This is a genomic window from Rhodococcus huquni (assembly GCF_055231055.1).
In genome coordinates this window covers 426980-453102 of the sequence record NZ_JBUYWE010000003.1, presented here as the reverse complement: position 1 = coordinate 453102, position 26123 = coordinate 426980, and the positions used below count along the sequence as shown (strand labels likewise).

The following is a 26123-nucleotide window of genomic DNA, read 5'->3' as shown; positions in this document are numbered from 1 at the left end:
TGCCCACGGCTACGGGTGCGTCCAGGAATCGCCGGACGAGGTGTCCGCGGTGGCGAATTCGTAGTCGTCGAGGGGGAAGCTGCCTGCCTCGCGGAAGGCGTTGATCGTGGAGGTCGGGCGCAGAATCGCGGCCTCGCCGTGCTGGTTGAAGTAATAGCTGCGCGAGGTCTCACAGCTCCCGCGATAGAACACCGAGTTGTCGAGGTTGCTGGTCATCCGATCGAGGAATTCGGTGTTGGCGCGTTCGGTGACTTCGAAGGTGTCGCTGCCGCGGCGGCGCGCCTCGCGGAAAAGTCTCGTCATGTGCTTCATCTGAGACTCCACGGTGGTGAAGTAGGACAGGCCGCTGTACGAGTAGGGACTCGACAGGGTGAGGAAGTTGGGGAAGTACGGAACCGCGACGCCCTCGTACGCCTGAAAGCGGTTGTCGCGCCACCACTTTCCGAGGTTTCGCCCCTCGCGTCCGACGATGTCGATTGCCGGGAAGTTCACGTCCCACAGGTTGAACCCGGTGGCGAGAACCAGGGAATCGAGCTGAGTCTTGTGGCCGTCCGTAGTGACGATTCCGTCCGGTTCGATGTGATCGATCGAGTTGGTCTCGAGGTGCACGTGGCGCTTGTTGAACACCCGGAAGTAGGTGTTGGAGAAGGTGGGGCGCTTACACCCGAAGTCGTAGTCGGGGGTGAGTCGGCGGCGCAGTTTCGACGAACGGACCTGCAAGCGCAGGTGTGCGCGGGCCGCCAGCGCAGCGCCCTTGTTGAGGAACTTCGCCTGCCGGTAGTGCAGCACCGCGCTCACCATGATCGCCTCGAGGATGCTGGTGCTGACCGCGCGCGCCACCCGTTGCGTGAAGGGGACGCGGGCGAAAAGACGCTGGACTGCGGCCGGAATCGGGAGGTCGAGCTTGGGCACGATCCAGATGGGCGTTCGCTGGTAGACGGTGAGTTCCCCCGCGCGCTTCGCGAGTTCGGGCACGAGTTGAACGGCGGTGGCGCCGGTGCCGATGATGCCCACCTTGCGGCCGTCGGCCCGGAACTCGGGATCCCACGCGGTGGTGTGTACGACGTCGCCGGCGAACGTATCGATTCCCGGGATGTCCGGTGCGTGAGGCTGAGAGAGGAATCCGGTCGCTGTCAGCAGCCAGCGCGTCGTGATCGGCTCGGCGCCCGCGATCGACACCGTCCAGTGCCGCTCGTCCTCGTTCCACACTGCCCCCTCGACCACCGTGTCGAATCGCATGCGACGGCGCAGGTCGTATTTGTCGGCGATGTGGTGGGCATAACGAGACAGTTCCTCTCCGGGCGCGAACAGGCGAGACCAGTACGGATTGGGCTCGAACGAGTACGAGTAGGTCACCGAGGCGATGTCGACCGCCAGGCCGGGGTAGCGGTTGACGTGCCATGTCCCGCCCAGGTCGTCTTCTCGATCGAGTATCAGGAAATTGCTCGTGCCGAGTCGGTCGAGAGCGATGGCGGCGCCCATGCCACCGAACCCTGCACCGACGATCACGGCGTCGTACTGCGGTGGCACGTGAAGACCTCCTCGTTGTCGGAATCTTGTATCAGAGAATGACACATCATTCCGCTTCTGAGAACCGTATCATCACTCTCGTGACTAATACCCTGTCCAGAGCCGAACGTAAACGCGCAGAGCTGCGCAAAGACATCATCGATGCGTCGTTCGCCTGCTTCGCGGAACGTGGCTATCACGCCACCGGGATCGCGGACATCGCCGCGCGGTTGGGTATCGGACACGGGACGTTCTATCGCTACTTCGAGAACAAGCGCGACATCATCGACCACGTCCTGGACGACCTCGTCGCCCGGATCGTCGGCTCGTTGACCATCGAGAACGCGCCGGAAGCCGCGGAGACGCTCGACGAGTACCGGCAGCAGGTCGAGCGGATATCCGTTGCCTTGACCGGAATACTGCTGGACGACCCGCGCATTCCGCGCCTACTGCTGTTCGAGGCGACGGGAGTCGACGCGGACCTCACTCAGCGCCTCTTCGGCCTGCTCGACACCGCGGCCGGACTCACCCGCGGATATCTGCAACACGGCGTCGAACAGGGCTACCTACGCGCAGACCTCGACGTCGCCGGAACAGCGGAAGCGATCAACGGAATGATCCTCGCGGCCGTGGTTCACAGTCTCCGCGGGCACGGCAAAGAGGACGTCGATTCCGTCGCCGTCGCGATCCGCAGTCTGATGTTCGACGGAATTCGGTCCGCGCAGTAGGTCGATTTCCGGCACTCCGATTCGTCGTATCAGTAGGGGACGAAATCGGAGGTGAGGGCAATGCTCTCCACACATCTTCTGGGCGTCCTGACCAGCGCGGAAGTCGATCTGGTGGTTGCCGAGGAACTGCATCTGTCGGGCCTCGACGGATAGTGGCGATCGCGGAGCGTGAGCCCCGCAAGATTACGTTCCGGACTCGATTTCGGGGTTTCCGCCTGGTCCGCGGACGTGTTGGAGGGTGGTGTGCGGCAGCTCACGTCTACGGCGGGTACTGTCGCGGCGGAATCCGTCAGTTTCTCTGTTCCAGAAGGAGCATCCATGCCCTCTGTTTTCCCCTCCGCCGCGTCTTCGTCCTTGTTGTCCCGTTCGCGATCGATGTCCGGGTTCGGCCGTCGATTGGTACGGGCGGGCGCAGCGGTGGCCGTGGGTGTCGGTGTCGCAGCAGGCGTTTCGTTCGCAGGCTCCGGCGTTGCGTCGGCAGCTCCGGTGCAGTGCGTCTCGCCGCCGTCCGCAAACGACATTCAGGTGTCGGATACGGCCAGCTGTGGCGCAACGGCCACCGAGAACGGTATGGCGCGGGCCGGCGCGATGGACAGCGGAACCGCGGTGAGTACGGCGAAGGGTGCAGGCGCCACCACCACGTACGCCACCGGCTTCGGCACGTCGCTCGGCGCCACCGAGGGCAACGGACAGGCCTACGCGGTGACTGTCGGCGGCGGCATCGCGCGTGCGGGAGCCGGCGAGGGCACCACCAACGTCGCGATCGCCGGCTACGGCTCGGGCGCGACCGCCGACGCCAACGGTGTCGACTGCATGGGTGCACTCTCCTTCGCAATCAACGTGAACACGGGCCAGTCCTGCTTCATGCGCTGACCCACCCCGTGAGTGGTTGACGAGTCTCTGGACCCGTCGACCACTCACAGGGCGCGGAGCGCCCCTTTCGACCTTGCACTCGGCACCTGTGAGTGCTAAAAATGCAGTTGGCACTCGCGAACCGTGAGTGCCAGGTCGGGACGGTGAGACTGGGATTCATCGACACCCCTGGTCGTCCGTCGCGGGCACCGAGCTCGGCCAAAGGCGTTAATGAGGCGACCCGGCACGTGGTCGCCTTGTGTGTCACCCCCAATCCGGAGGATCACTTCGCAATGGCCAAGATCATCGCGTTCGACGAAGAGGCCCGTCGCGGCCTCGAGCGTGGCCTCAACAGCCTCGCCGACGCAGTCAAGGTGACGTTGGGCCCCAAGGGTCGCAACGTCGTGCTCGAGAAGAAGTGGGGCGCTCCCACGATCACCAACGATGGTGTGTCCATCGCCAAGGAGATCGAGCTCGAGGACCCCTACGAGAAGATCGGTGCCGAGCTCGTCAAGGAGGTCGCCAAGAAGACGGACGACGTCGCTGGCGACGGCACCACCACAGCTACCGTCCTCGCTCAGGCTCTGGTTCGTGAAGGTCTGCGCAACGTCGCAGCCGGCGCCAACCCGCTCGGCCTGAAGCGTGGCATCGAGAAGGCCGTCGAGGCCGTCACTGCAAGCCTGCTCGAGACCGCCAAGGAGATCGACACCAAGGAGCAGATCGCTGCTACCGCTGGTATCTCCGCCGGCGACCCGTCCATCGGTGAGCTCATCGCCGAAGCCATGGACAAGGTCGGCAAGGAAGGCGTCATCACGGTCGAGGAGTCCAACACCTTCGGCCTGCAGCTCGAGCTCACCGAGGGCATGCGCTTCGACAAGGGCTACATCTCGGCGTACTTCGCCACCGATGCAGAGCGTCAGGAAGCAGTTCTCGAGGATCCGTACATCCTCCTCGTGAGCTCCAAGATCTCGACGGTCAAGGACCTGCTTCCGCTGCTGGAGAAGGTCATCCAGTCCGGCAAGCCGCTGGCCATCATCGCCGAGGACGTCGAGGGCGAGGCTCTGTCGACCCTGGTCGTCAACAAGCTCAAGGGCACCTTCAAGTCGGTTGCCGTCAAGGCTCCCGGCTTCGGTGACCGTCGCAAGGCTCAGCTCGCCGACATCGCCATCCTCACCGGTGGCGAGGTCATCAGCGAAGAGGTCGGCCTCTCCTTGGAGACCGCCGGACTCGAGCTGCTCGGTCAGGCACGCAAGATCGTCATCACCAAGGACGAGACCACCATCGTCGAGGGCTCGGGCGACTCCGACTCCATCGCCGGTCGCGTCAGCCAGATCCGCGCCGAGATCGAGAACAGCGACTCCGACTACGACCGCGAGAAGCTGCAGGAGCGCCTGGCCAAGCTGGCCGGCGGCGTTGCAGTCATCAAGGCCGGAGCTGCCACCGAGGTGGAGCTCAAGGAGCGCAAGCACCGCATCGAAGATGCCGTGCGTAACGCCAAGGCTGCTGTCGAAGAGGGCATCGTCGCCGGTGGTGGCGTGGCTCTGCTGCAGGCGGCTCCCGCACTCGAGGCTCTGAAGCTCGAGGGTGACGAGGCGACCGGTGCTGCCATCGTGCGCTTCGCTCTCGAAGCACCGCTCAAGCAGATCGCCTTCAACGCCGGCCTCGAGCCCGGCGTCGTGGCAGAGAAGGTCCGCAACCTGCCTGCAGGTCACGGCCTGAACGCCGCGACCAACGAGTACGGCGATCTCCTCGAAGCCGGCATCAACGACCCGGTCAAGGTCACCCGCTCGGCGCTGCAGAACGCAGCCTCGATCGCGGCTCTGTTCCTCACCACCGAGGCCGTCGTTGCCGACAAGCCGGAGAAGGGCGGGGCGCCCATGGGCGACCCGACCGGCGGCATGGGCGGCATGGACTTCTAGTCCACCCCCTGGCTTCACGGAACAGAAAGCCCGGAACACCGATCAGGTGTTCCGGGCTTTTCCGTATCCCCGGCATGACGTCGATCACGAAGAGTGAACGGCGACCAGGCACTTCATCTGCTCGTCATTTCTGGCTACCCAACGCTTACCTAGGCGCTGTTACGTTTCGCCACAGCATGTAACGGGATGCGGACGAAGACAGTTGGAGGATTTTCATGGGTTCCATCGGCACCATCATCGACTTGATCGACCTGTTCAAGCTCGTCGCACCCCTCCTCGAGTCCGCCAGCTGACATATCGAGGTTCACTCCGCCCGCGTCCCGCTCCAGGTAGCCGGATGCGGGCGGTTTGCTGTTTCGGCAACCTACTTTGCCTTGCGGGCTCGCCGCTGTGCATGGTGGTGGCATGGACCAAGAATTCTGGGATCGGAAGTACCGGGACGGCGATCGGATCTGGAGCAATCTGCCCAACCCGATACTGACCCTCGAAATGGCCGAGATGACTCCGGGGCGCGCGCTGGACGTGGGATGCGGAGAGGGCGCAGACGCCCGCTGGCTCGCGGACAACGGCTGGACGGTGGTGGCGACCGACATCTCTCCCGTGGCGCTCGAACGCGCGGCTGCACTCGGCGACAGTGAAGCGATCGAGTGGGTGCAGGTGGATGCCGTCGCCGATCCGTTCGAGCCCTCGTCGTTCGATCTGGTTTCGCTGCAGTACTTCCCGGTCTTTCGCTCACCCGACAACCGAGGCGTCCGAGCGCTGATCGACAGCGTCGCTCCCGGCGGGACGCTTCTCGTCGTCGGTCACGCGCTCACAGGGGAGAAGTGGGATCAGTTCGATCCCGCGGACTTCTGCCAGCCCCACGACTTCGCGGAGTTGCTCGGCGACGACTGGACCGTCGACCTGGACGAGACGCGCCGTCGCACCAATGCCCCGCCCGAGGGCAGTCATCACACCCACGACACCGTGATGCGAGCGAAGCGCCTCCGCTGACAGTGCGGGCCGAACAGGCACGTCACTCGGGCATGATCATCCACGCCGCGAGGTATACGAGTACGGCGGTGCCGGCGCTCGCGAAGGTTGCGACGATCATGCCCAGGCGGACCAGGTTGGCATCGATGCCGAAGTATTCGGCGACCCCGCCGCACACTCCGGAGAGCATCTTCTGATCGCGTGAGCGGGTGAACTGACGTGGGGTTTTCTCTTCGAATGTCATGAGTACAGTCTCGAAGATGCGGGCCTCGGTTCGCATCGGGGTAACCCCCGATTCCGTCCCTGAACTTCGGGTTTCGGGTTCGGCTCCGTTCACCGCTGCGTCACCGAGGCGACACGTTCCGTCGCTAGATTTTCGCAGATGACCGACATCGAAGAACGCGCGGTGTTTCTGAGCGCCGTCGCAGACCTGTCGACAGCCGTGGACCTGAGGGACACTGCCGGGTTCCTGGTCGACGACGATGACGACGACGATCCGGTTCTTCTCACGGAGCCCGGCGGTCTCGTCGTCGACACGTGGCGTGAAGGGTATCCGTACGACGAGCGGATGACGCGCGAGCAATACGAGTTGGAGAAGCGTCTGCTTCAGATCGAGCTGCTCAAGTTGCAGAACTGGATCAAGAACACCGGGCGTCGGCAGGTGATTGTCTTCGAGGGCCGTGATGCGGCCGGGAAGGGCGGGACGATCAAGCGGTTCACGGAGCACTTGAATCCGCGTGGCGCGCAGGTCGTGGCGCTCGAGAAGCCCTCCGTTCGGGAGTCGACTCAGTGGTACTTCCAGCGTTACGTCGATCATCTCCCCGCAGCGGGGGAGATCGTGCTGTTCGACCGTTCCTGGTACAACCGGGCCGGCGTCGAGCGAGTGATGGGCTTCTGTTCGCCGAAGCAGTACGACACGTTCCTTCACCAGACGCCGCTGTTCGAGCAGATGTTGGTCGACGACGGCATCGATCTGATCAAGTTCTGGTTCTCCGTCTCGCCCCTCGAACAGCGCACGAGGTTCGCGATTCGTCAGGTCGACCCGGTACGGCAGTGGAAGCTGTCGCCGATGGACATCGCCTCGCTGGACAAGTGGGATTCGTACACCGCCGCCAAGGAGGACATGTTCCGGTACACGGACACCGAGATGGCGCCGTGGACGGTGGTCAAGAGCAACGACAAGAAGCGGGCGCGGATCAACGCGATGCGGTACGTGCTGTCGAAGTTCGAATACGACAACAAGGACGAGGAAGTGGTGGGGGCACCGGATCCGCTCATCGTCGGTCGCGGAACCGAGGTAATCGCCGAGTGAACACGAATTTCGTACACAGTTTTGTCGAACTTCACCAAATCTCGGTTTGATTACGGTACAAATACAGATGTCGCTCGTGAGAGTGGACAGAAGCGCGGGGAGTGGTCCCGGTTTCGGTTATTTGGGGGCCAACTTTCTTCGCTGGGTCACAAACCCGTGTGTCTTCCGTCCTGGGAAACACGAAACATCATCGACACTCATCTAAGGGGTAGCCATGTCTTCCGAAATCCTCAGCATTCTCGAACTCCTCCTCCCGCTCCTCAGCGGCTCGGCAGAGTAAGACTCAGCACGCAGAGGAAGTACCACTTCCTCACCCTTTCGATCCGGGGATCGGGTGCCGCATGACACAATGTGGCTTCCGGTCCCCGGATCGACCGGTATGTCGGGAATATCCACTAAGGAGCACGATGGTCAACCGATTGGCTAGCGGGCGTTTCGCCGCGGTCTTCGCCGTTCTACTCATGGTCAGCGGTGTCGGAACTGCGGCGGTTGCCACTGCCGATCCCGCACCGGTCGACGGCGAAGCCGCCGGGTCGCACCTGGTGCGGACCGAACGGATCGACGACCGTCAGCTGACGCTGCAGGTCTACTCGGCATCGATGGACAAGAACATCCCGTTGCGTGTCATCACGCCGGCCGACGACAGTGCTCCGCGTCCCACCCTCTACCTCCTCAACGGCGCAGGTGGCGGCGAGGATTCAGCCACCTGGCAGCGCAAGACGGACATCGTCGACTTCTTCGCGGACAAGAACGTCAACGTCGTCACCCCGATGCAGGGTGCCTTCAGCTACTACACCGACTGGTTGCAGGACGATCCTGAGCTGGGCCGCAACAAGTGGACCACCTTCCTGACCAAGGAAGTCCCGTCCATCGTCGACCAGGCGCTCGGCACCAACGGCGTGAACTCCATCGCCGGTATCTCGATGGCCGGTGGTTCCGTGCTTTCGCTCGCGGAATCCGCTCCCGACCTCTACAAGGGCGTTGCCGCATACAGCGGTTGCGCACAGACCAGCACCGATCCGGGCCGCGCCTACGTGAAGGTGGTCGTCGAGTCGCGCGGTGGCGCCGACGTGACCAACATGTGGGGCGAGGACGACAACCCGGCATGGATCGAGAACGATCCGACCGTCAACGCAGAGAAACTGCGTGGCAAGCAGATCTACGTCAGCAGCGGTTCCGGTCTGCCCGGCCCGCACGATCGGCTCGACGGCCCCGGGGTGGACGGAAACCTCGAGATCTACGCGAACCAGATGATCCTCGGCACCGTGATCGAAGCGGCCACCAACCAGTGCACCCACGCGCTCGCAGGGAAGCTGAGCGAGCTGGGGATTCCGGCGACCTTCGACTTCCGCCCGCAGGGCACCCACGCGTGGCCGTACTGGGAGGACGACCTGCACAAGTCGTGGCCGATGCTGGCCGGCACGCTCGGTATCTGATCACTCGGCGTTCCGTCGGGCATAGGCTGACAGGGTGGACACCGTACCCATTCAGATGCCCGACGGGACGACCACGCCCGTCCGACTGTTTTCCGGTCGAGACGAGGCGCCCGTAGTCGTTCTCTTTCCCGGCCTCGGTATTCCCGCGGGCTATTACGAACTCTTCGCGCAGAGCCTGTGCTCACACGGATTCAATGTGGCGATCGGCGAGCTTCGTGGGCAGGGTGACAGCCGACCCCGTCCGAGTTCGTCGAGCACGTACGGCTATCACGAACTGGTCTCGGTGGATTTCCCGGCGATATTCGAAGTGGTCCGTGAGAATTTTCCGGCATCCACTCCCTATCTGCTCGGGCACAGCATGGGCGGACAGCTCGGCGTGATGTACGCGGCGCGAGTCCGGGGACGTCTCGGCGGTGTCGTACTCGTCGCCTCCGGATCGCCCTACTACCGAGGGTTCTCGGGGATGGGCTCCCCGGGTCTTCTTCTCGGCAGCGCCGCGATGTCGCTGACCGCGAACGTCGCCGGATTCTGGCCGGGCGGCAAACTCGACATCGGCGGCTTCGGTAGGCAGTCGAAGGTACTGATCTCCGACTGGTCACGGTTCGCGCGCTCCGGACGGATCGAACCTGCCGGCGCCGACATCGACTACGAGGAGCGGATCGGCCGGCTGAAGCTGCCGGTGCTGTCGATCTCCATCGAGGGCGACGAGCTGGCCCCGCGGGGGTCGGCGAAGAACCTCGTGAGCAAGATGCCCGCTGCGGACGTCACCATGTGGCATCAGGCCCAACCTCTCGGGCACAACGGGTGGATCCGCAATCCGACCGGAACCGTCGATCGGATTGCGGAGTGGATCCACGACCGCTGACTGCGGTTACAACCCGAGCTGTCGGCCGAGGAACGTGTAGGTCAGTGCCGACTTGAAGGCGGCCTGCCTGTTGTCTGCGGCGCCGCCGTGACCACCTTCGATGTTCTCGAAGTACCAGACCTCGTGACCCTGCTCTTCCAGGAGCGCGGCCATCTTGCGAGCGTGCCCGGGATGAACGCGGTCGTCTCGGGTCGACGTGGTGATCAGAATCGGCGGGTAGGCGGCCGCCTCGTCGGTGTTCTGATACGGCGAGTACGCGCCCAGGAATTCCCAGTCGTCCGGGTTGTCGGGGTCTCCGTACTCGGCGACCCAGGAAGCGCCCGCGAGCAGCAGGTGATACCGCTTCATGTCGAGGAGCGGCACCGCGCAGACGATCGCGCCGAACAGCTCGGGATACCTGGTGAGCATGACGCCCATCAGGAGTCCGCCGTTGCTGCCGCCGTGAATTCCGAGCTGCTCCGCAGTCGTGATCCCGCGCTGCACCACATCTCTCGCCACCGCAGCGAAGTCCTCGTACACCTTGTGGCGGTTCTCCCGAATCGCCTTCGTGTGCCACTCGGGGCCGTACTCGCCGCCACCACGGATGTTCGCGAGGACGTACGCGCCACCCTGTTCGAGCCAACCGAGGCCGGTGATGCCGCTGTACGACGGGACCATCGAGTTCTCGAATCCGCCGTAGCCGTACTGCAGAGTGGGGCACGGGCCCTCGATGTCGTCGCGTTTGACCACGAAATAGGGGATTCTCGTGCCGTCGTCCGAGGTCGCGAAGTGCTGGGTGGTGGAAATCCCCTCGGCATCGAAGAACGACGGCGCCTGCTTCACTGCCTCGAGTTCGCTACCCACCTCCCCGTACAGGAGAGTGGCGGGAGTGGTGAATCCGCTGGAGTTGACGAAGAACTCGTCACCGTTGCGTGAATCCGTGGAGATGATCCCGCTGCTGGTGAGGGGTGGAACTCCGGAAATGGGTGAGGTGGTCCACCCGTCGTCTCCCGGAGTGAGGACGTGCAGGTCCGTCTGCACGTCGCGCAAGGTCACGAGCATCAGGTAGTTCTGTGTCCACGTGGCCTGTTCGAGGGAAGTGTGAGCATCGGGCGTGAAAAGGGCTGTCAGATCGCGCTTTCCGGCCAGGAAGTCGCGATAGTCGGTGACCAGGAGCGATCCGGCGGGGTGCACCTTGCCCTCGACCTCCCAGTCGGAGCGCGGACGAACGGTGAGCCAGTCGTGGTGGACGGACATGCCCGCGTCGTCGGGCACCTCGATCTTCGTCAGGGAGCCGTCCGCCGGATCGAGTTCGTAGCGTTCGCTGTTGTAGAAGTCGGTGGAGCGGCTGACGAAATGTCGTTCGAAACCGGGCACGTCCGAGTACGAGGCGCCCGCCGACACATCGGTCACATCGCCCTCGTACACGGTGACCGCATCGGTGAGAGGTGTGCCGCGCGTCCACCGCTTCGCGACGCGGGGGTAGCCGGACTCCGTCATCGACCCGTCTCCGAAGTCGGTGCCGACGTACACGGTGTTCTCGTCGATCCAGCTGATGCCGCTCTTGGCCTCGGGAAGCTCGAACGCGGCCGGGCCGGTGACGAACGTGCGCGTCTCGAGGTCGAACTCGCGGACCACGGTGGCGTCCGCACCGCCGCGCGAGAATTCGAGGAGCGCGCGTGTCTGCGCAGGACGGAGCACGGCGGCGCCGGCCCACACCCAGTTCTCGTCCTCGCTGTCGGCGAGCGCGTCGACGTCGAGCAGGATGTCCCACTCGGGATTCTCCGTCCGGTACTGCTCGCGGGTGGTGCGGCGCCAGATTCCGCGAACATGATCGGAGTCGCGCCAGAAGTTGTAGAGGTACTCGCCTCGGATCCCGGCGTAGGGAATGCGTGCGTCCATGTCGAGGACGCCGAGGACGCGCTCCTCGAGCTCCGAGAACTGCGTGTTCTCCGTGTACTCGTCGATGGTGCGGGCATTGCGTTCACGCACCCAGTCGAGGGAGGCGTCTGCGGTCACGTCTTCGAGCCAGAGGAAAGGGTCGGTCATGGGCCCATTCTTGCAGGGCCCGTGAACCACACGATTGCGCCGACGATCGGAATGACGAGGACTGCGATCGACCACACCCGCTTCCGCGAGCGTCGTCCAGGTCATGAAATCCGAGGATACCGAGCGCATGCGAGTGCGCGTGGTGGCGACCGAAATGGCTACTCGTGAGTAATACGACCAGCTCGAGACAACGATTCGGGACGGGACTACCCTGAGGAACCGTGACCTCACACTATGACGTCGTTGTCCTCGGAGCCGGTCCCGGCGGGTACGTCGCTGCTATCCGCGCGGCACAGCTGGGATTGAGCACCGCCATCATCGAGCAGAAGTACTGGGGTGGTGTGTGCTTGAACGTCGGCTGCATCCCCTCCAAGGCACTTCTCCGTAATGCCGAACTTGCGCATCTCTTCACGAAAGAGGCAAAGACCTTCGGTATCTCGGGAGAGGCGTCCTTCGATTTCGGCGCAGCCTTCGATCGCAGCCGCAAGGTCGCGGACGGGCGCGTCAAGGGCGTTCACTTCTTGATGAAGAAGAACAAGATCACCGAATACGACGGCCGCGGCACCTTCACGGGTCCCAACGGTGTCTCGGTGGAGCTGTCGAAAGGCGGCACCGAAGAGATCACGTTCGACAACGCGATCATCGCGACCGGCAGTGAGACCAAGTTGCTCCCCGGCACCGCGCTGAGCGAGAACGTGGTCACCTACGAGGAGCAGATCATGACCCGGGATCTGCCCGGGTCGATGCTGGTCGTCGGAGCCGGCGCGATCGGTATGGAGTTCGCCTACGTCCTGAAGAACTACGGCGTGGACGTCACCATCGTCGAGTTCCTCGACCGCGCACTGCCCAACGAGGACGCCGACGTCTCCAAGGAGATCACCAAGGCGTACAAGAAGCTGGGCATCACCATCAAGACCGGCGCCGCCGTGCAGTCCATCGAAGACGGCGGCGACAAGGTCACCGTGTCGATCAAGGACAACAAGTCCGGCGACGTCGAGACCGTTGTCGTGGACAAGGTGCTGCAGTCGGTCGGATTCGCGCCGCGCGTGGAGGGCTACGGCCTCGACCGCACCGGTGTTGCGCTCACCGACCGTGGTGCCATCGACATCGACGAGCGGATGCGCACCAGCGTGCCGCACATCTACGCGATCGGTGACGTCACCGCCAAGCTGCAGCTCGCGCACGTCGCGGAAGCGCAGGCCGTGGTTGCTGCCGAGACCATCGGCGACGCCGAAACCCTCGAGCTCGGCGACTACCGCATGATGCCGCGGGCGACGTTCTGCCAGCCGCAGGTTGCCTCGTTCGGTCTCACCGAGGAGCAGGCTCGAAACGAGGGCTACGACGTTCAGGTCGCGAACTTCCCGTTCATGGCCAACGGGAAGGCCCACGGCCTCGGCGATCCGACCGGCTTCGTGAAGCTCATCGCCGACAAGAAGTACGGCGAGCTGATCGGTGGGCACCTGATCGGGCCGGACGTGTCCGAATTGCTCCCCGAGCTGACGCTGGCGCAGAAGTGGGACCTCACGGTCAACGAACTCGCGCGCAACGTGCACACGCACCCGACTCTCAGCGAGGCACTGCAGGAGGCCATTCACGGCCTGGCAGGGCACATGATCAACCTCTGATCTCTGCTCCACACGGAAGCCCGCACATCCACGAGATGTGCGGGCTTCGTCGTTGTGGGCTCAGGCGTCGGCGGCGAGGGTCCTCATCCGGTCCAATGTGTCGCGGATGATGGCTCGGAGGTCTTGGTCTCCACCGGCGTCGACCCATCGCGAGAAGGCGACGCGAAAGACGGAAATACTCATCTCCGCGGCCAAATCGGCTTCGGTGTCGCCGATACCGCGCTGCCGCAACCTGTCGGCCAGAGCCGTCGACAGTATCGCGAGTTTGCTTACCTGGCGCTCACGGAGATCGGCATTCGCGGTGATCACGATCTGTCGCATTCTTGCGGATTCGTGGTCGTCACCGACCGTGTCCGCGACAGCGTCGAGCGCGGCGGTCACGGCATCCAATGCAGTTGCGGTGGCAGGCATCTCATCGATGACTGCCAGCATGCTCTTCTCGATCTCGGCGGAGTCGGCGAAGAGGGCCTCGCGTTTGTCGGCGAAGTAGCGGAAGAACGTACGGGCAGTGACACCGGCCCGCTCGGCGATGTCCGTGACTGTCGTCTGCTCGAAGCCACGCTCCATGTACAGCGCCAGCGCGGCCTCTCGCAATCGCTCGCCGGCCCCAGGTTTCCACCGTCCCATGCTGAGAGCATAGGTGATGTCAGCCCGTGACATGCAACTCTCGCGGAAGTCATGTCATCAAGTGACATCATCGTGTAGAGTGATGTCACGAAATGACATGGAAGGTGCGGTAGCGATGAAGCGCATTCAGTACCACGAGTACGGCGGGCCCGAAGTCATGCGGCTGGAAGACTTCGAGCCGCGTCGACTCCGCTCCCAGGAGGTCTTGGTCCGCGTACGGGCCGCTGCGACCAATCCGATGGACCGTGGAATCCGCGGCGGCGCCATGAAGATGCTGACCGGGCGGAGCTTTCCGCGTGGATTCGGCCATGACTTCGCGGGCGTCGTGGAGGCTGTCGGGCCGGGGGTTTCCAGGCTCGCACTTGGCGACGAAGTACTCGGAGGAGCGTCGATGAAGGGGTCTGGAGCCTTCGCCGAGATGGTGCTCGCGTCGTCGAAAGGTGTCGTGAAGAAGCCCTCGAGTCTCTCTTTCGAGGAGGCGGCGGCGCTACCGATCGTGGGGCTCACCGCCTTTCAGGCCATCATCGAGAAGGGAAAGCTGCGACCAGGACAGACTGTTTTCGTGCACGGGAGTCTGGGTGGAGTGGGCCGCGCTGCAGTCCAGATCGCCCTGGCGCGAGGTGCCTCGGTAGGAGGCAGTTGCCGTGCAACCGCAGTGGAGGATGCGCAGGAACTCGGCATCGATCCGATCGTCGAGTTCGATTTCGATGCGACCGAATTCGCCGAGAGATTCGACATTGTCCTCGATACAGCGGACACCCTGACCAGCGAACGAGCTCGGAAGCTGCTGAAGCCTGGCGGGCGCATCGTCGGTATCCATCCCACCCCCGCCCGGCTCGCGCGCGCCACCGTTCCTGGGCCGTTCCAGGTTCTGGTGACCCGGCCCGTCACCGATGACCTCGAGCAAGTCGCACGCGCGGCCGGCGAGGGAACGCTGGGGGTTCCGATCGCTCGCAGTGTGCCCCTCTCGGATGCCGTCGCGGCCCTCACTGAATTCGAAAGCGATGACTCGCCCAAGGGCGGCAAGCTCATCGTGACAATGCCCTGACCCCCTGAACAGCTGAATTAGGAATTTTCAACATGAGTGAACAGATCTGGATCCTTGGCGGCACAGGCCGCAGTGGCCGCGCCATCGCGGCGCAACTCGCCCGAAGAGGCTTGTCCGCAGTCCTCGTCGGAAGGGACGCCACCAGACTGCAGGCCGCTGCGGAGGAGACCGGCGGCGAGACGCTCGTGGCGCCGTCGATCGCCGCGACTGCCACGGAGATTCGGCGACAGAGTCCGCGCGTGGTCATCAACACGGTCGGACCCTTCACGACGACTGCCCCGATCGTCATCGATGCTTGCCGTGCCGCCGGCAGCCATTACGTCGACTTGGCGAACGACGTCGAGGCGCTTGCCGCTACGTTCGAACGGCACGACATGGCTGTCGAGGCCGGTCTGACGCTGGTCACCGGTGCCGGTTTCGGCGTGACCGCTACCGAGAGTGTCGTCGTGAAGCTGTGCGAAGGGCTTCCCACACCCCTCCGGGTCCGGGTCGACATGCTGCCGTCCATGGCGAGGGAAGAAGGGATTGCCGGTGAGGCTCTGGTCGGCACCTTGCTGAGCAGCCTCGAAGGCCTTCGGGTCAGTGACGGTCGGTTGGTATCCGCCCCGGTCGGTGCCGAAGCGCGGGAACTCACCTTGCCGGACGGGACGACCGTGACCTCGGCGAGTATGCCGCTCGGTGAACTTCTTGCAGCCCAACGGGCGAGCGGCGCCCGCTTTGTGCTGTCGGCATCCAGCGAAGCGCCGTCCTCGTTCTTGGCGCGGAAGATGGTGTCGGCCGTGGGAGCGCTCATGCGATGGGAACGACTGAGAACGTTTGCAACTCGTCACCTCGCACGGATGCCCGTCAAGGCGAAAGAAGCCCCGCGCGAACACTCGTGGGGCCATGCGGTTGTGACGTGGGCAGACGGCAAGACCAGGGAAGGCTGGCTGCGGTTGGGGGACGCTCACGAGTACACCGGTGCCGTTCCTGCGGAAATCGCCCAGCGCCTGCTCGCCGGTTCGGGTCGGCCCGGCGCCTACACTCCGGCCGCACTCTTCGGTGCCACGCTTGCCACTGCGTGCGGCGGCGAATACGTGCTGGAGCCTGGCGCGTGAAGTCGAGGGGCTCGTTCAGTCGGCGCGGGTGTAGCGCTCGCGAGCCTCGAGTACCTCCGGCATGCTCGCCTCGACGAATTCGATGAGACCCTGCAAGCGCTGAGCCACCTTCTCGCCGAGCGGGGTGAGGCTGTATTCCACTTTCGGGGGGATCGCCGTGAGCACCTCGCGCCGTACGAGTCCGTCCCGTTCGAGGGCCTGCAACGTCTGGGACAGCATTCGCTCACTGACGCCGTCCACGCGGCGGCGGAGTTCGCCGAATCGATAGTTGCCCTCCCCGAGGGCGGCGAGTGCGAGCACACCCCAACGCCCTGTGACGGTCTGCAGCGTGTCTCGCGACGCACAGTCCCGTGCGAAGACGTCGGCTTCGAAATTGGCCTCTTGCATATGCGCAGTCTACGCGAACGGGTAAGTGCTTACGGTGTAGTTGACACTAACTAAGAGTTAGTGGATGGTTGTAAGGGTTAGAAACGACAACCTTCAGGGAGTTCACATGACCATCGCAGTCACCGGCGCCACCGGAAACCTCGGCCGACTCGCACTCGACGCCCTCGTGGAACGCGGTAGCGCTCCGAGTGAACTGGTCGCGATCGTGCGCGATCCCGCGAAGGCGGCGGAACTGTCCGCCCAGGGTGTCGACGTGCGCCGCGCGGACTACAACGACCGCGCGGCACTCGAGAAGGCGTTCGCCGGTGTCGACAAACTGCTGATGGTGTCGTCGAGCGAGGTCGGTCAGCGGGAAGCGCAGCACGCCAACGTCATCGACGCGGCCACTGCCGCCGGAGTGGGATTCATCGCGTACACCAGCGTGATACGAGCAGACTCGAGTTCGCTCGGCCTGGCCACGGAACACCTCGCGACCGAGAAGAAGCTGGCCCAGTCGGGGATCGACCACGCGCTGCTTCGCAACGGCTGGTACTGGGAGAACTACCTCGGTAGTGTCCCGTCTGCCGTCGAATCGGGGAAACTGCTCGGCAGCGCTGAGGACGGTCGTGTCGCCGGCGCGACGCGCAAGGACTACGCAGAGGCCGCCGCGGCCGTGATGCTTGCCGACAATCAGGCCGGCAAGGTGTACGAGCTCGGTGGCGATCAGCGCCTGACGTACCGGGAACTGGCTGCGGCCATCGGGGAGAACGCGGGCAAGACAGTCGAATACGTCAACTTGCCGCAGGCCGAGTACGCCGGCGTCCTCGAACAGGCCGGGCTTCCCGCCGCGGTGGCGAACATGCTCGCCGACTCGGACGCCGGTGTCGCTGTGGGCGCACTCGACACCGACTCGGGCGACCTGCAGAAGTTGCTCGGCCGCGAGTCCACGCCGTTCTCGGCCGTGTTGGAGCGCTGAACAACGTGCCTGAGTGCACACAAACCCGCATTTCCGGCGGAATCCCGTCGCAGATTGCGATTTGTGTGCACTCAGCCCGCATCTAACGGTGCAGCGCGGCCACCAGGCGCTGGACGAGACCGAGAATCGTCAGGTCGCGGGACGAACGTCGGTAGGTGGCAACTCGCACCGGCCCGGCGAACCGCTTGCGCGTGATTGCCTGGGGTGTCACGAATTCCCGTAGCCCTTCCGCTCCGTGGATGCGCCCGAAACCGGAAGAGCGGACACCGCCGAACGGCAGGGTGGGGATGCCGCCGTAGCTGATCACGTCGTTGATGCTGACCATTCCGGTGTGTAGACGATCGGTGATCTCGCCGGCGCGCTCGTATCCGAAAACTGCAGCACCCAAGCCGTATTCGGAGGAATTCGTCAGATCGACTGCGGTGTCGATGTCGGGGACGCGCGTAACCACGACGACCGGTCCGAAGGTTTCTTCGCGGACGGCCGCGGACTCCTCCGGAACGTCGACCAGTACCACCGGGTCGACGAACGGCGGACGAACCGACTCGGGACCACCTACGAGTGCGCGCCCACCATCGGCAATCGCACTGTCGATGTGACGACGAACGATGTCGAGTTGGCCGGGCATGGTGACGGGTCCGTAATCCTTTCCGGCCTGCAAGGTTCGGGCGCGTTCGGTGATCCGCCGAACGAACGCGTCGTATACCGAGTCGACGACGTACACACGCTCGACTCCGGCGCACGATTGCCCGCCGTTCATCACCGCACCCCACAGGGCGCCGTCCGCTGCCGCGTCCAGGTCGGCGTCGTAGTCGACGATGAGCGCATCCTTCCCGCCCAACTCCATCAGGACAGGGGTGAGCGTGGTCGAGCACGCGGCCATCACCTTGGATCCCGTCGGCCCCGATCCGGTGAATGCCAACTTGTCCACCCCCGAGGCGCAGAGCGCTGCGCCGGTCTCGCCGCCGCCGAACACGGTCCGGAACACCGGATGGTCGGGAACGGCCTCGGCGAAGGTGTCCGACAGCCAGTGGCCGATCGCAGGGGTGTGTTCGGACGGTTTGAACACGACCGCATTGCCGGCGGCCAGTGCGTAGCCGATCGAACCCATCGGTGTGTAGATCGGATAATTCCACGGTCCGATCACACCGATGACGCCATAGGGGCGGTAGCGGATTCGCGCGGCCTGGTTGAACATGAGCAGGCCCGGTGACACCCGCTTGTCGCGAAGTGTCTTGCCGGCGTGGCGCGCCGCCCAGTCCAGGTGGTCGATGGTCAGCGTCAGCTCGAGCAGCGCATCTGCCTGCACCTTGCCGTTCTCCCGATGCAGGAGGTCGAAGAGTTCCTCCCGCCGCGCCGACATCACTCGCTTCCAGCGCAGGAGATGCGTGCGCCGCTCGTCGGGGCCGATCGAGCGCCAGTTCTCCGCGGCGCGTCGAGTGTCGGCAACCGCGGTGTTCACCGCGTCGGCGTCGTCGATGGCGAACTCGGCGACGACTGTGCCGTCTACCGGATCCGTCGATGTCAGGGTGCTGGCGCTTGTCATGACGCAAAGTCTGACACCGTGTCAGACTTTGCGTCAAGTATGGTGTTCGCATGACGTTCAAGCGGCGCAGCACTCGCGAGAGGCGAGCGATCGCCGAGCAGGCAGTCCTGGATTCGACGAGCGAGCTGCTGGGCGAAGGCATCGAGTTCGCAGACCTGACGGTGGAGCAGATCGCTCGTCGCGCCGGCATTTCCAGGCCCGCCTTCTACGGCCATTTCGTCGACAAGAGTGCCCTTCTCGTTCGGTTGGTCGAGACGGTCATCGGGCCCGTCTCCATGCGAGCGGACGAGGAACTGGGCGGGTTGCCATCCGGTCCCGACCACGTCGAGACGGCCGTGAGCTCGCTCGTCGTCCTCTTGACGCCGAGCATTCCCGTCCTGCGGTCCGTGGTGCAGACCGCCACGTACGACGACGTTGTGCGTCAGGCGTGGCAGCACATGACGGACAGGGTGAGCGTCGCGGTCGCATCACGGATCCGGCAGCAGCAGGAAGCAGGTGTCGCGCTACCGGGTGACGCAGACCTTCTGGCTCACGTCCTGGTGACGACAACGGTCGACACCATCGGCTTGCATATGGCGGACCGAGACGATGCCGGACGTGAGGCGCTCTCGAATACCCTGGCGCTGCTGTGGCGCCGCACCGCCTACGGAAGCGCCTGACAAGGGCTTGTCAGAAGTCCCGATCCAGGCGCAGTGTGCCGATCGTGGTGGCCAACCCGTCGTATTGCGTGATCAGAAGGACGATCTCGATCAGGCGCCGGTCGTCGTAGTGAGCGGCAAGCGCCGACCATGTCTCGTCTGTGACGTTCTTGGCGGCGACCAATTCGTCGACTGCGGTGAGTAGTGCGCGGTGCTTCTCGCTCCACCCCGGTGCGCCGGGACCTTCGACGATCCGATCGAGGATCGTGGGGGTGACGCCGGCGCGGCGGCCGAGGCGTTCGTGGTGGTCCATCTCGTACCGGCACTCGCGAAGGTGTGCCACGCGGATGATCACCAACTCGGACTCGTGCCGGGGCAGGCGGCCACCGGGCATGAGCTTGCCCGAGTAGTGCAACCATCCGCGGAAGAGCCCGCCGGTGCGGCCGAGAGTGCTGAACAGGTGCGCGTCCGGCGTTCGGGACGCCGTCGACAGCACCCGCCACACGATCCAGTTGACGGGCCCCAACTCCTTGAAGCGTCCCGGTGGGATTCGAGGTGTCACGGTGGCTCCTGTGTCGAGGTTTCCTACGCGAGCATACGTAACGGGCGTCACTTCCCCAGCAGCATCTCGGTATAGATTCGTGCGAGGCGTGCATTCACGCCACCGACCGCGATCACGCCAGGAGTTGGGGAATGTCAGCGAACGCAGATGTCATCGTCGTAGGTGCCGGCCTGGCCGGCCTCGTCGCCACCCACGAGCTGGTGAAGGCGGGCAAGCGAGTGGTGGTCGTCGATCAGGAGAACGAGTCGAACCTCGGCGGGCAGGCGTTCTGGTCGCTGGGCGGACTGTTCCTCGTCGATTCGCCCGAGCAGAGGCACCTGGGAATCAAGGATTCCTACGACTTGGCGATGCAGGACTGGCTGGGATCCGCCGGATTCGACCGTGAGCGCGAGGACCACTGGGGCCGGCAGTGGGCGCGGGCCTACGTGGAGTTCGCGGCCGGCGAGAAGCGTTCGTATCTGGGCGATCTCGGTCTGAAGCTGATGCCGAACGTGGGATGGGCAGAACGTGGGTCCGGGCTGGCGGACGGTCACGGCAACTCGGTCCCGCGATTCCACATAGCGTGGGGGACCGGCCCCGAGGTCGTTCGGGTGTTCCGTGAACCGGTGCTCCGGGGCGTTGCAGACGGGTTGGTGACCTTCGCGTACCGGCATCAGGTGGACGAGCTGATCACGTCGAACGGCGCAGCAGTAGGCGTGCGCGGGACGGTTCTCGAACCGTCCTCGGAGGAACGCGGCGTGCAATCTTCACGTACACCGGTCGGCGATTTCGAGCTTCGTGCGAGTGCGGTTGTCGTCACCTCCGGCGGGATCGGCGCCAATCAGGAACTCGTGCGCCAGAACTGGCCCGAGGATCGGATGGGGCCGATGCCGCAGAACATGATCTGCGGGGTGCCGGCCCACGTCGACGGGCGGATGCTCGGAATCACGGAGTCGGCGGGCGGCAGCATCGTCAACCGAGATCGTATGTGGCACTACACCGAAGGGATCAAGAACTGGGACCCGATCTGGCCGAACCACGGGATCCGCATCATTCCCGGTCCTTCGTCTCTGTGGCTCGATGCCACCGGAAAGCGGATGCCGATTCCTGCGTTCCCCGGCTTCGATTCCTTGGGAACTCTCGAGCACATCGCACGATCGGGATACGACTACACGTGGTTCGTTCTCACTCAGTCGATCATCGAGAAGGAGTTCGCGCTCTCTGGGTCGGAGCAGAACCCGGACATGACAGGCAAGGACCTCAAGCTCCTGCTCCAAAGGGTGAAGAAGGGCGCAACGGGACCCGTCGAGGCGTTCAAGGAACACGGTGAGGACTTCGTCGTTCGCGACAACCTCCGAGATCTCGTGGACGGGATGAACGCCATCGCACCCGGACCTCAGCTCGACTACGACCAGGTCGAGAAGGAAGTGGTGGCACGCGATCGGCAACTCGACAACGCCTACACCAAGGACATGCAGGTCATGGCGATCAGGAACGCTCGAAGCTTCCTGCCGGACAAGGTGACACGGGTGGCCAAGCCGCACAAGCTTCAGGATCCGAAGTTCGGCCCACTCATCGCTGTACGACTGAACCTGTTGACACGCAAGACGCTCGGCGGGCTCGAGACGAACCTGGACTCGCAGGTGATGCGGCCGGACGGAACCCCGTTCGAGGGTCTGTACGCGGCCGGAGAGGTTGCCGGATTCGGCGGCGGCGGCGTGCACGGCTACAACGCGCTCGAGGGCACCTTCCTCGGTGGATGCATCTTCTCCGGTCGGGCCGCAGGACGCGCTCTGGGGCGCTCCGTGTAGGAAGCGCCCCAGAGGGCGGGTCGAAAGGTGTTGCGGTGGTGAACCGCTCGATCGATCAGGAGAACGGCATGTCCTGCACCGTGGACTCGTCGATCTCCGGAAGGTCGAGCGGCACACCGAAATCGTGGTAGCGCTTGACCTGAGTGCCGTCGTCCTCCTGCACGAGGCGTCCGGACCCGTCGACCCAGTACTCCGTGGTGTCCGGCAGCATCGCTGCCATTCCGGCCCGCGCCTCCTCGGGCATCGGGGCGTCACCTTCGCCGCGCATGGCGCCGAGGGTCATGTCGACAACAGCCTGCTTGTCCATCGTCACCACGTAGTGGGTGGTGTCGACTCCGTCGAGGGTCTCGGGCTCTGTCTCTTCGACGTTCTTCGCGGTATCCAGCAGTGAGGAGACGAATTCCGGGTCGAATGCCCGGGTCATCATCGCGCCCATGCCCGAGTCCGCGACGGGCACTCGGTACCACTTTCCGGCCTCGGCCCCTGCGGACCCCTGTGCGAACTTGATGAACAGGTCCTGTTCGTGCAGGAACGACGTGAAGGCAGCTCCGGTCGGTCCGCCTGCCGGAGCATCGGTGAGCACGATCTTGTTCGGATGATCGATCTGAGCGGTGGACTCGACGCCGTCCTTGATCGATGTCACACGCATCGGGTCGCGGAACGTGTTGTCGACGGCGGCTGCGAGCTGGTCGGCCGGAGTGTCCGGTGTGTCATTGCCGCCGAAGGCGACGAATCCGACCGTGACGGCCACCGCGGCAGCGGCGACCACTCCTGCGGCCACGAAGAGTCCCCGCTTGCTCTTCGGTGCGGGCGCTGACTGCACCGGCTGTGTCGACATGTCGTCAGGTGCCTGGGTAGGCGCCTGATCCTGGGTCGGCTGCATAGCTGAATATTCCCCCCGTTAAGCGACCGGACCCTTGTCCGGTTCGGCTGCGCAACCATACATGGGCTACTGAATGACGTACGGCGACACCGAACTGCGGTGCTCGCTGATATCCAGGTCCTTACCGAGGGGCGGGAATGCGCGCTGTGGGCAGTTGAGTCGTTCGCAGACACGGCATCCCGCGCCGATCGGGGTGCCGGGGTTGGACTCGTCGAGGTCGAGGCCGTCACCGTAGACGAGTCGATGAGCATGCCGAATTTCGCACCCGAGGCCGATCGCGAAGGTCTTGCCGGGCTGTCCGTACCGCGCAGCCCTGCGTTCGACGGTGCGCGCGATCCAAAGGTAGCGGCGACCGTCCGGCATCTGAGAGATCTGATTCATGATCTTTCCGGGATACGAGAACGTCTCGTACACGTTCCACAACGGGCAGGTTCCACCACTGGTGGAGAAGTGAAAACCCGTGGCGGACTGACGTTTCGACATGTTTCCGGCGCGATCGACTCGGACGAACATGAATGGAACTCCCCGTAGCTTGGGGCGCTGCAACGTGGAAAGGCGGTGGCACACGGTCTCGTAGCTCACCGCGTAGAAGGCGGACAGGCGTTCGATGTCGTAACGGAAGTCCTCCGCCACCTCGTGGAACTGACCGTAGGGGAGCACCGTTGCGGCGGCGAAGTAGTTGGCCAGACCGAGGCGGGCGAGTGCGAGCGAGGAATCGCTCGTGAAGTTGCCTTCCTCTACGAGCTTCTCGATCAGCTCGCCGTGTTCGAGGTAGGCGAGTTCGGTTGCGAACTTGAACACCTGCTGTCCGCCCGACAGGTGAGGCGAGATCTCGAGGATTCTGGTCTCGGGGTCGTACCGGTGCAGTACGCCCTCGCCGAGGTCGATGCGCTTCTGAATCTGCACGTCGTGCACCGATTGCAGTCGACGGGCGACCTCGCCGCCGACGTCACCCCGGTGGAAACGCATTCTCGCGGTCAGTTCCTCCGCGGCGGTGTCCAGTTCGTGGAGGTAGTTCTGCCGCTGATAGAAGTAGTCGCGTACTTCCTCGTGGGGCATGGTGATCGCTCCGCTGCCGCTGCCGTCGCTGTAGCGGTCTTCCGTGGCGGCCGCGAGCTGGGCGGTGGTGTTGCGGAACCGGCGATGCATGTTGACCATCGATTTCGCGAGCCCAGGGTGAGTCGACACCATCTCGGCGATCTCCTGAGCGTCGGCGTCGATCCCCATCTCCTGGTCGAGCGCCACCTCCCGCATCTCCGCGATCAGACGGGTGTCGTCCTGGGAAGAGAAGAACGTGGTGTCGACTCCGAACACCTCGCTGATCCGCAGAAGAACCGGGACGGTGAGGGGGCGGACGTCGTGCTCGATCTGATTCAGATAGCTGGCCGAGATCTCCAGGGACTTCGCCAGTGCGGCCTGGCTCATTGCTCGCTCGGTCCGTAGCTGACGGAGCCGTGCACCCACGAAGGTCTTGGACATTTCTCCAGGTTACGAGCGGTTCACTGTGTTCGCAACGAATCATTGGCAGTCTTAGCGAGACGCGGGATACGGGCTGAGTGCACACGAATCGCGTTTTGCGACGGGATCCCGTCTCGGAAGCCGATTTGTGTGCACTCAGGCACGTTCGACCCTCGGGTCGGCGTGGTGATTGTCCTCACACGGCGTCGGGGCGGTGATGTGAGGTGGCCGCCGAAGCGGAGTGGAGTGGTTCGCGGGTCGGTGGTTCTGTTCGGTACTCGGGTTTTCATTAACCCCGAGGTAGATACCTACTTGCCAGTAGGAACTGGCGCTGGACGGGGCGCCCAAGCATCTGCTTGGTTCATTGGTTCATTCGCAAACTTAGCAAAGTGCGCTGAAAAGCTAGCCAAGATTGGCATTAGCAACAGGTAGACGGCACTTTTTGGTTGTGCCATTCTCGGTAAGTACATCCGAAAGGCCCTGGCAAGGATGTGAAGCAGTACATCCGTACCGGAGCCAGCAATCTAGAGAGTGGAGTCTTGATGTCGACCACCGGCACCCCGAAGACCGCAGCTGAAATTCAGCAGGATTGGGACACCAACCCGCGCTGGAAGGGCATTACCCGTAACTACACGGCCGAGCAGGTTGTGCAGCTCCAGGGCAGCGTCGTCGAAGAGGCGACCCTCGCCCGCCGTGGTTCCGAGATCCTGTGGGACCTCGTGAACAACGAGGATTACATCAACTCGCTCGGTGCCCTCACCGGCAACCAGGCCGTGCAGCAGGTCCGCGCGGGCCTCAAGGCCATCTACCTGTCCGGTTGGCAGGTCGCCGGCGACGCGAACCTTTCCGGCCACACCTACCCGGACCAGAGCCTCTACCCGGCCAACTCGGTTCCGCAGGTCGTTCGCCGCATCAACAACGCTCTGCTCCGCGCGGACGAGGTTGCCAAGGTCGAGGGTGACACCTCGGTCGAGAACTGGCTCGCCCCGATCGTCGCCGACGGTGAGGCCGGCTTCGGTGGCGCTCTCAACGTCTACGAGCTGCAGAAGGCCATGATCGCGTCCGGCGTTGCCGGCTCGCACTGGGAGGACCAGCTCGCGTCGGAGAAGAAGTGCGGCCACCTCGGTGGCAAGGTGCTCATCCCCACGCAGCAGCACATCCGCACCCTGACCTCGGCTCGTCTCGCAGCCGACGTCGCGGACGTTCCCACCGTCGTCATCGCGCGTACCGATGCCGAGGCCGCAACCCTCATCACCTCCGATGTGGACGAGCGTGACCGCCCGTTCCTCGACGGAACCCGCACGGACGAGGGCTTCTACGGAATCAAGAACGGCATCGAGCCCTGCATCGCGCGTGCCAAGGCATACGCCCCGTACTCCGACCTCATCTGGATGGAGACCGGCGTGCCGGACCTCGAGGTCGCCAAGAAGTTCGCCGAGTCGGTTCGCAGCGAGTTCCCGGACCAGCTGCTGGCCTACAACTGCTCGCCGTCCTTCAACTGGAAGGCGCACCTGGACGACGCCACCATCGCGAAGTTCCAGAAGGAGCTCGGCGCAATGGGCTTCAAGTTCCAGTTCATCACCCTGGCGGGCTTCCACTCGCTCAACTACGGCATGTTCGACCTGGCACACGGCTACGCCCGCGACGGCATGACCGCGTTCGTCGACCTGCAGCAGCGTGAGTTCAAGGCTGCCGAGGAGCGTGGCTTCACCGCCATCAAGCACCAGCGTGAGGTTGGCGCCGGCTACTTCGACCGCATCGCCACCACGGTCGACCCCAACACGTCCACCGCGGCGCTGAAGGGCTCCACCGAAGAGGGCCAGTTCCACTAAGAACTGACTGCTTCGAATGTTCTACCCCTGCGGGAGTGGTCCTCTCGGACCACT

General features: G+C 64.2%; 23 protein-coding genes and 1 pseudogene. 14 read left to right on the top strand and 10 right to left on the bottom strand.

Translation table 11 applies throughout. The features are described 5' to 3' along the window. Positions 1 to 9: 9 nt before the first annotated feature. Positions 10 to 1530: a flavin-containing monooxygenase gene (locus ACZI8R_RS08655; protein ID WP_463379163.1), complete on the bottom strand. Its 1521-nt coding sequence runs from the start codon at positions 1528 to 1530 to the stop codon at positions 10 to 12. Between the two features lie 38 nt (positions 1531 to 1568). Between ACZI8R_RS08655 and ACZI8R_RS08650 the strand changes: the two genes are divergently transcribed. The 4 genes from ACZI8R_RS08650 (at position 1569) to ACZI8R_RS08635 (ending at position 6001) form a co-directional block, all read left to right on the top strand. Continuing rightward, positions 1569 to 2237 carry a TetR/AcrR family transcriptional regulator gene (locus ACZI8R_RS08650; RefSeq protein WP_463379162.1) on the top strand — a complete coding sequence of 223 codons (669 nt, stop codon included), beginning with the start codon at positions 1569 to 1571 and terminating at the stop codon, positions 2235 to 2237. A gap of 375 nt (positions 2238 to 2612) precedes the next feature. Continuing rightward, the gene (locus ACZI8R_RS08645) at positions 2613 to 3110 is read left to right on the top strand and encodes a DUF6764 family protein (RefSeq protein WP_463379293.1); all 498 of its coding nucleotides are present in this window, start codon (positions 2613 to 2615) and stop codon (positions 3108 to 3110) included. A 272-nt stretch (positions 3111 to 3382) separates the two neighbouring features. Then, complete coding sequence (gene groL, locus ACZI8R_RS08640) at positions 3383 to 5008, top strand: chaperonin GroEL (protein ID WP_463379161.1); 1626 nt, start codon at positions 3383 to 3385, stop codon at positions 5006 to 5008. 405 nt (positions 5009 to 5413) lie between these two features. Further along, a complete protein-coding gene (locus ACZI8R_RS08635; protein ID WP_463379160.1) occupies positions 5414 to 6001 on the top strand; it encodes a class I SAM-dependent methyltransferase in 588 nt (195 codons plus the stop codon). A 22-nt stretch (positions 6002 to 6023) separates the two neighbouring features. Here ACZI8R_RS08635 and ACZI8R_RS08630 read toward each other — a convergent pair whose 3' ends face one another. Beyond that, positions 6024 to 6224, bottom strand: coding sequence for a PspC domain-containing protein (locus ACZI8R_RS08630; RefSeq protein ID WP_463379159.1), 201 nt, complete (start codon positions 6222 to 6224; stop codon positions 6024 to 6026). 138 nt (positions 6225 to 6362) lie between these two features. On the opposite strand from ACZI8R_RS08630, the gene ppk2 reads away from it, so the two are divergent. From ppk2 to ACZI8R_RS08615, 3 genes are all read left to right on the top strand, one after another. Further along, positions 6363 to 7292, top strand: a complete 930-nt coding sequence (ppk2, locus tag ACZI8R_RS08625; RefSeq protein ID WP_463379158.1) for a polyphosphate kinase 2 — start codon at positions 6363 to 6365, stop codon at positions 7290 to 7292. Positions 7293 to 7699: 407 nt separating this feature from the next. Further along, entirely contained in the window at positions 7700 to 8728 is a 1029-nt protein-coding gene (locus ACZI8R_RS08620; RefSeq protein ID WP_463379157.1) for an alpha/beta hydrolase, read from the top strand. Positions 8729 to 8762: 34 nt separating this feature from the next. Next, complete coding sequence (locus ACZI8R_RS08615) at positions 8763 to 9593, top strand: alpha/beta hydrolase family protein (protein ID WP_463379156.1); 831 nt, start codon at positions 8763 to 8765, stop codon at positions 9591 to 9593. Between the two features lie 6 nt (positions 9594 to 9599). Here ACZI8R_RS08615 and ACZI8R_RS08610 read toward each other — a convergent pair whose 3' ends face one another. Both ACZI8R_RS08610 and ACZI8R_RS08605 read right to left on the bottom strand, forming a co-directional pair. Further along, positions 9600 to 11651, bottom strand: coding sequence for a prolyl oligopeptidase family serine peptidase (locus ACZI8R_RS08610; protein ID WP_463379292.1), 2052 nt, complete (start codon positions 11649 to 11651; stop codon positions 9600 to 9602). After that, positions 11618 to 11707: pseudogene (locus ACZI8R_RS08605) on the bottom strand (PLDc N-terminal domain-containing protein); the annotation flags it as partial. The pseudogene ACZI8R_RS08605 and the gene ACZI8R_RS08610, both read right to left, overlap by 34 nt. Before the next feature lie 135 nt (positions 11708 to 11842). Here ACZI8R_RS08605 and lpdA point away from each other — a divergent pair. Then, on the top strand, positions 11843 to 13246 hold the full coding sequence (lpdA, locus tag ACZI8R_RS08600) for a dihydrolipoyl dehydrogenase (RefSeq protein WP_463379155.1): 1404 nt from the start codon (positions 11843 to 11845) through the stop codon (positions 13244 to 13246). Between the two features lie 60 nt (positions 13247 to 13306). On the opposite strand, the gene ACZI8R_RS08595 is transcribed toward lpdA, so the two are convergent. Further along, positions 13307 to 13873 carry a TetR family transcriptional regulator gene (locus ACZI8R_RS08595; protein WP_463379154.1) on the bottom strand — a complete coding sequence of 189 codons (567 nt, stop codon included), beginning with the start codon at positions 13871 to 13873 and terminating at the stop codon, positions 13307 to 13309. A 115-nt stretch (positions 13874 to 13988) separates the two neighbouring features. On the opposite strand from ACZI8R_RS08595, the gene ACZI8R_RS08590 reads away from it, so the two are divergent. Both ACZI8R_RS08590 and ACZI8R_RS08585 read left to right on the top strand, forming a co-directional pair. Beyond that, on the top strand, positions 13989 to 14921 hold the full coding sequence (locus tag ACZI8R_RS08590; RefSeq protein WP_463379153.1) for an NADP-dependent oxidoreductase: 933 nt from the start codon (positions 13989 to 13991) through the stop codon (positions 14919 to 14921). Positions 14922 to 14953: 32 nt separating this feature from the next. Continuing rightward, a complete protein-coding gene (locus ACZI8R_RS08585; RefSeq protein WP_463379152.1) occupies positions 14954 to 16018 on the top strand; it encodes a saccharopine dehydrogenase NADP-binding domain-containing protein in 1065 nt (354 codons plus the stop codon). A 15-nt stretch (positions 16019 to 16033) separates the two neighbouring features. On the opposite strand, the gene ACZI8R_RS08580 is transcribed toward ACZI8R_RS08585, so the two are convergent. Continuing rightward, positions 16034 to 16405, bottom strand: a complete 372-nt coding sequence (locus tag ACZI8R_RS08580; RefSeq protein WP_463379151.1) for a winged helix-turn-helix transcriptional regulator — start codon at positions 16403 to 16405, stop codon at positions 16034 to 16036. A gap of 106 nt (positions 16406 to 16511) precedes the next feature. Between ACZI8R_RS08580 and ACZI8R_RS08575 the strand changes: the two genes are divergently transcribed. Then, positions 16512 to 17360, top strand: a complete 849-nt coding sequence (locus tag ACZI8R_RS08575) for an SDR family oxidoreductase (RefSeq protein WP_463379150.1) — start codon at positions 16512 to 16514, stop codon at positions 17358 to 17360. Between the two features lie 82 nt (positions 17361 to 17442). On the opposite strand, the gene ACZI8R_RS08570 is transcribed toward ACZI8R_RS08575, so the two are convergent. Then, entirely contained in the window at positions 17443 to 18906 is a 1464-nt protein-coding gene (locus ACZI8R_RS08570; protein ID WP_463379149.1) for an aldehyde dehydrogenase family protein, read from the bottom strand. Between the two features lie 50 nt (positions 18907 to 18956). On the opposite strand from ACZI8R_RS08570, the gene ACZI8R_RS08565 reads away from it, so the two are divergent. Then, positions 18957 to 19565 carry a TetR/AcrR family transcriptional regulator gene (locus ACZI8R_RS08565; RefSeq protein WP_463379148.1) on the top strand — a complete coding sequence of 203 codons (609 nt, stop codon included), beginning with the start codon at positions 18957 to 18959 and terminating at the stop codon, positions 19563 to 19565. A 10-nt stretch (positions 19566 to 19575) separates the two neighbouring features. Here ACZI8R_RS08565 and ACZI8R_RS08560 read toward each other — a convergent pair whose 3' ends face one another. Next, a complete protein-coding gene (locus ACZI8R_RS08560; RefSeq protein ID WP_463379147.1) occupies positions 19576 to 20106 on the bottom strand; it encodes a carboxymuconolactone decarboxylase family protein in 531 nt (176 codons plus the stop codon). Positions 20107 to 20237: 131 nt separating this feature from the next. On the opposite strand from ACZI8R_RS08560, the gene ACZI8R_RS08555 reads away from it, so the two are divergent. Further along, on the top strand, positions 20238 to 21896 hold the full coding sequence (locus ACZI8R_RS08555; RefSeq protein WP_463379146.1) for an FAD-binding dehydrogenase: 1659 nt from the start codon (positions 20238 to 20240) through the stop codon (positions 21894 to 21896). A 55-nt stretch (positions 21897 to 21951) separates the two neighbouring features. On the opposite strand, the gene ACZI8R_RS08550 is transcribed toward ACZI8R_RS08555, so the two are convergent. Then, positions 21952 to 22779: a hypothetical protein gene (locus ACZI8R_RS08550; protein ID WP_463379145.1), complete on the bottom strand. Its 828-nt coding sequence runs from the start codon at positions 22777 to 22779 to the stop codon at positions 21952 to 21954. 66 nt (positions 22780 to 22845) lie between these two features. Then, positions 22846 to 24258, bottom strand: a complete 1413-nt coding sequence (gene ramB, locus ACZI8R_RS08545; RefSeq protein WP_463379144.1) for an acetate metabolism transcriptional regulator RamB — start codon at positions 24256 to 24258, stop codon at positions 22846 to 22848. Between the two features lie 521 nt (positions 24259 to 24779). Here ramB and aceA point away from each other — a divergent pair. Further along, positions 24780 to 26069 carry an isocitrate lyase gene (gene aceA, locus ACZI8R_RS08540; protein ID WP_463379143.1) on the top strand — a complete coding sequence of 430 codons (1290 nt, stop codon included), beginning with the start codon at positions 24780 to 24782 and terminating at the stop codon, positions 26067 to 26069. Positions 26070 to 26123 lie beyond the last annotated feature (54 nt).

Bases quoted from the DNA above. Each gene is read 5' to 3' on its own strand.
- ACZI8R_RS08590 (WP_463379153.1), top strand. From the start codon at position 13,989: ATGAAGCGCATTCAGTACCACGAGTACGGCGGGCCCGAAGTCATGCGG.
- ACZI8R_RS08595 (WP_463379154.1), bottom strand. From the start codon at position 13,873: ATGGGACGGTGGAAACCTGGGGCCGGCGAGCGATTGCGAGAGGCCGCG.
- groL (WP_463379161.1), top strand. From the start codon at position 3,383: ATGGCCAAGATCATCGCGTTCGACGAAGAGGCCCGTCGCGGCCTCGAG.
- ACZI8R_RS08635 (WP_463379160.1), top strand. From the start codon at position 5,414: ATGGACCAAGAATTCTGGGATCGGAAGTACCGGGACGGCGATCGGATC.
- ACZI8R_RS08575 (WP_463379150.1), top strand. From the start codon at position 16,512: ATGACCATCGCAGTCACCGGCGCCACCGGAAACCTCGGCCGACTCGCA.
- ACZI8R_RS08650 (WP_463379162.1), top strand. From the start codon at position 1,569: ATGACACATCATTCCGCTTCTGAGAACCGTATCATCACTCTCGTGACT.
- ACZI8R_RS08555 (WP_463379146.1), top strand. From the start codon at position 20,238: ATGTCAGCGAACGCAGATGTCATCGTCGTAGGTGCCGGCCTGGCCGGC.
- ACZI8R_RS08580 (WP_463379151.1), bottom strand. From the start codon at position 16,405: ATGCAAGAGGCCAATTTCGAAGCCGACGTCTTCGCACGGGACTGTGCG.
- ramB (WP_463379144.1), bottom strand. From the start codon at position 24,258: ATGTCCAAGACCTTCGTGGGTGCACGGCTCCGTCAGCTACGGACCGAG.
- ACZI8R_RS08565 (WP_463379148.1), top strand. From the start codon at position 18,957: ATGACGTTCAAGCGGCGCAGCACTCGCGAGAGGCGAGCGATCGCCGAG.
- ACZI8R_RS08550 (WP_463379145.1), bottom strand. From the start codon at position 22,779: ATGCAGCCGACCCAGGATCAGGCGCCTACCCAGGCACCTGACGACATG.
- ACZI8R_RS08645 (WP_463379293.1), top strand. From the start codon at position 2,613: ATGTCCGGGTTCGGCCGTCGATTGGTACGGGCGGGCGCAGCGGTGGCC.
- ACZI8R_RS08630 (WP_463379159.1), bottom strand. From the start codon at position 6,224: ATGACATTCGAAGAGAAAACCCCACGTCAGTTCACCCGCTCACGCGAT.
- ACZI8R_RS08570 (WP_463379149.1), bottom strand. From the start codon at position 18,906: ATGACAAGCGCCAGCACCCTGACATCGACGGATCCGGTAGACGGCACA.
- ACZI8R_RS08585 (WP_463379152.1), top strand. From the start codon at position 14,954: ATGAGTGAACAGATCTGGATCCTTGGCGGCACAGGCCGCAGTGGCCGC.
- ppk2 (WP_463379158.1), top strand. From the start codon at position 6,363: ATGACCGACATCGAAGAACGCGCGGTGTTTCTGAGCGCCGTCGCAGAC.
- aceA (WP_463379143.1), top strand. From the start codon at position 24,780: ATGTCGACCACCGGCACCCCGAAGACCGCAGCTGAAATTCAGCAGGAT.
- ACZI8R_RS08620 (WP_463379157.1), top strand. From the start codon at position 7,700: ATGGTCAACCGATTGGCTAGCGGGCGTTTCGCCGCGGTCTTCGCCGTT.